Raw genomic sequence first — 4267 nt, 5'->3', positions numbered from 1 at the left:
TTAAAATACAAAACGCCCGATGAAGTACATCGAGCGTTTTAGTTAAAAAGTGTCAACCCATATCAGGACGGGTCATTATTCGCCTATTTGACACAGGGAAAGGCCAACTACATGGCTTGTTCGGAAATCAAGTTATGTTTATTAAGTAGTCGATACATGGTTGCACGCGAAACTCCGAGCTCTTTCGCCGCATTTGAAACTTGACCAGAATGAGATTCCAAAACAACCAGCAACGCATCACGTTCACTCTTCTCTCGGATTGATTTCAAGCTGCGCTTTGAGTCATTACGTTGAGGTAAATCTAAGTGATGCTCTTCAATCATTACGCTGTCGGACATTAATACCGCTCGCTTCACTTGGTTCATCAGCTCACGCACATTTCCAGGCCAGAAATAACGTGTCAGTGCCTTGAATGCATCCTCAGAAAAGCTTTTTGCTTGCGAGTTGTACTCTTTTGAGAACTCTTGTAAGTAGAAACGAGCCAGCAATGCGATGTCACTCGCACGTTCTTTCAAGCTAGGGACATTGATGCGCAGAACGTTGATGTAATGGTAAAGCTCTTCATTGAAGTCACCGTCAATCAAAGCTTTTTCAACATCCGACGAGTTAGCAGCAAGAATACGCACGTTAACCGCTTTTACGCCATCTTTGGTATCAATGGTGCCTTCTTGCAAGAATCTCAGCAGATTCATTTGCTGCTCTTTTGAAATGGTAAGAATGTCATTAAACAACACGGTGCCACCATCTGCTTGTTCAAGCAGGCATGCTTCCATATCTTCATCGGCGTTAATACCAAATACTTCAGCTTGGAAACGTTGTTCATTGAGTGCGCGACAGTTAATTGCCATAAACGGTTTATGAGAGCGTGAAGAGACTTTATGGATGGCCCTAGCAACCGCCTCTTTACCAGTCCCACTTTCCCCAGAAATCAGAATGCTGACGTCCGTTGGACCAATGCGCTTCACTTGATCGCGTAAACGTTTCATCGGGATAGATTCACCGATCAACCCCATATCTAAACTGCTACCAAAACTAGGCCAAACTTTTTTCTCCAATTTAAGCATGCCAAGCTGGTGACCTATTGTGCTTAATAACTGTGCATCTGGGATCGGCGCTGTGAAAAAATCGATACAAAAGTTAACAATGAACTGGCATATGGTGTCAGTGCCAAGCTGAGATTCACGAATAAACGCTAACCAACGTACGTGTTTGTGAGAGCTGACTAAGTTCGCCAAACCATTCAAGCTGAACTCGTCATGGCTGAGATCAACAATACCGATACATGGACCAATATCTTCTAACAGCGTATTAGCTTTGCGTAAGTCACCTACTTGGTGACACTTCCAGCCCACTTGCTCCAGTACCGATAACCAAGGCTCATAAGTACCGCCAACTACCACAAGCGATCCCGGGATGGAATCCATCTTAAACTGCCCAGCCATTCTCTAACCCTTTTTCATTGTTAATAGAAATTTTGTGCCACAAACTTATCTTTGCGAGCGGGTAACATTATCGAGACTCCGCCCCCTCACGTCTGTCTCAGTATTAAGACTATGCAATAGATTGAGATTTGGCGAATGTTTATTTGCATATCCCATTAAAAGGCAAGTGCAACAACTTGAATTACCTTAACTAAAAGGCAAAAAAAAACCACCCGAAGGTGGTTTTTTTACTCATCCTATCGAATTACGCTTGCGGGCGCATTGCAGGGAATAGGATCACGTCACGGATAGTGTGCGTGTTAGTCAGTAGCATAACCAAACGGTCGATACCGATACCTTGGCCTGCTGTTGGCGGTAGGCCGTGCTCTAGAGCAGTGATGTAGTCTGCATCGTAGAACATTGCTTCGTCGTCACCAGACTCTTTCGCTTCAACCTGAGCTTTAAAGCGTGCATCTTGGTCTTCCGCATCGTTAAGCTCTGAGAAACCGTTCGCTACTTCACGGCCACCGATAAAGAATTCAAAGCGGTCTGTAAAGAACGGGTTGTCATCGCTACGACGAGCTAGTGGAGAGATATCTGCTGGGTAGCCAGTGATGAACGTAGGCTGCATTAGCTTAGGTTCTGCTGTTTCACCAAAGATCTCTTCAAGAAGCTGACCACATGTCCAGAAAGGTTCTACTTCAACGTGAACAGATTTCGCGATAGAAACCATTAGATCACGGTTTTGTAGGTCTTCTTCTGTTAGCGCTTGGATTTGCGCGTGGTCTGGGTTGTAGTGCTTGATTGCTTCGAACATGCTCATACGAGTGTAAGTACCACCAAACTCAACCGTTTCATCACCGTAAGGCATTGACGTTGAACCTAGAACTTCTTGCGCCACTGAGCTTAGTAGTTCTTCAGTTAGGTCCATCAGATCTTTGTAGTCTGCGTACGCCATGTAGAATTCCATCATTGTGAATTCTGGGTTGTGGCGTGGAGAAAGGCCTTCGTTACGGAAGTTACGGTTGATTTCGAATACGCGATCAAAACCACCAACAACTAGACGCTTCAGGTATAGCTCTGGCGCGATACGTAGGTACATTGGCATGTCTAGTGCGTTGTGGTGCGTGATGAATGGACGCGCACTCGCACCGCCAGGGATAACGTGCATCATTGGCGTTTCAACTTCCATGAACTGCTTAGAGATCATGAAGTTGCGGATTGCAGACATTACTTTAGAACGTACTACGAACGCTTGACGAGAGTCTTCGTTAACGATCAGATCAACGTAACGTTGGCGGTAACGCATCTCTTGGTCAGTTAGACCGTGGAACTTTTCTGGAAGTGGACGTAGTGCTTTGGTTAGCAACTCGTACTCTTCCATGTTCACGTATAGGTCACCTTTACCAGACTTATGAAGTGCACCTTTAACACCGATGATGTCACCGATATCTAGACCTTGGTATTTTTCTTTAAGTACTTTTTGAACCGCTTTGTCAGCGTAAGCTTGGATACGGCCAGAAGTTTCTTGAATTACCAAGAATGGACCACGTTTAGCCATGATACGGCCAGCGATTGCTACTACGTGGTTAAGCTCTTCTAGCTCTTCCTTCGTCTTTTCACCGAACTCTTTCTGAAGGTCGCCCGCTAGTGCGTCACGACGGAAGTCGTTTGGATGGCCGTTCGCTTTGCAGCTCTTTCGGATTGCATCCAGTTTAGCGCGGCGTTCAGCAATCAGCTTATTTTCTTCTAGTACAGTTTCGTTTTGAACAGCATCAGTCATTTTCGATGTATCCTGTTTTTGTCGGTGAAAAGCTTTATAGACCTGATTTCAGGCTAGCTTCAATAAATTTGTCCAGATCGCCATCAAGAACCGCTTGAGTATTACGGTTTTCAATGCCCGTACGGAGGTCCTTAATACGTGAGTCATCCAATACGTAAGAACGGATCTGGCTACCCCAGCCAATGTCAGACTTAGCGTCTTCATTAGCTTGTTTTTCCGCATTTTGCTTTTGCAATTCAAGCTCAAATAGCTTCGCTCGAAGCTGTTTCATTGCCTGATCTTTGTTCTTATGTTGAGAACGGTCATTCTGACACTGAACCACTGTGTTCGTAGGTACGTGCGTAATACGTACCGCAGATTCTGTGGTGTTTACGTGCTGACCACCTGCGCCTGACGCACGGTAAACGTCAATACGTAGGTCGGAAGGATTAATGTCGATGTCGATGTTTTCATCAATCTCTGGATAGATGAACGCAGAAGCAAATGACGTATGGCGACGACCGCCTGAATCGAACGGAGATTTACGAACAAGACGATGAACGCCCGTTTCAGTACGTAACCAACCGTACGCATATTCACCAGAGATGCGAACTGTTGCCGACTTAAGACCCGCGACTTCACCTTCAGAGACTTCAATCACTTCAGCTTTGAAGCCCTTCGCTTCTGCCCAACGTAGGTACATACGCAGCAGCATGTTAGTCCAGTCTTGTGCTTCTGTACCACCAGAGCCAGCTTGCAAATCGATGTAACAATCAGAGCTATCGTGGTCGCCAGAGAACATACGACGGAATTCAAGCTTTTCTAGCTTCTCTTCCAACTCAGCAAGTTCTGGTTCAATTTCGTCAAATGTTTCTTGATCTTCTTCTTCTACAGCCAGCTCAAGAAGACCTTCTACATCTTCCACACCTTGCTCTAGTTGATCAATGGTTTCAACAACCGCTTCTAGTGATGCACGCTCTTTACCCAGTGCTTGCGCACGCTCAGGTTCGTTCCATACATCTGGTTGTTCAAGTTCTGCGTTGACTTCTTCTAGACGCTCTTTCTTCGCGTCATAGTCAAAGAT

3 protein-coding genes are annotated in these 4267 nt (G+C 45.4%); all 3 read right to left on the bottom strand.

Annotated elements, in window-relative coordinates; genetic code table 11:
• Positions 1-107: 107 nt before the first annotated feature.
• Entirely contained in the window at positions 108-1442 is a 1335-nt protein-coding gene (vpsR, locus tag R7Q47_RS22670; RefSeq protein WP_017635067.1) for a cyclic-di-GMP-binding transcriptional regulator VpsR, read from the bottom strand.
• Between the two features lie 244 nt (positions 1443-1686).
• Positions 1687-3204, bottom strand: a complete 1518-nt coding sequence (gene lysS, locus R7Q47_RS22665) for a lysine--tRNA ligase (protein WP_005382861.1) — start codon at positions 3202-3204, stop codon at positions 1687-1689.
• Positions 3205-3238: 34 nt separating this feature from the next.
• On the bottom strand, positions 3239-4267 hold a 1029-nt coding region (gene prfB, locus R7Q47_RS22660), incomplete at its 5' end, for a peptide chain release factor 2 (protein ID WP_318089388.1).

The organism is Vibrio sp. Vb0349 (assembly GCF_033338975.1).
The sequence above is the reverse complement of the archived record's forward strand: the minus strand, read 5'-3'. Positions and strand labels throughout refer to the sequence as shown.

Bases quoted from the DNA above. Each gene is read 5' to 3' on its own strand.
- lysS (WP_005382861.1), bottom strand. From the start codon at position 3,204: ATGACTGATGCTGTTCAAAACGAAACTGTACTAGAAGAAAATAAGCTG.
- vpsR (WP_017635067.1), bottom strand. From the start codon at position 1,442: ATGGCTGGGCAGTTTAAGATGGATTCCATCCCGGGATCGCTTGTGGTA.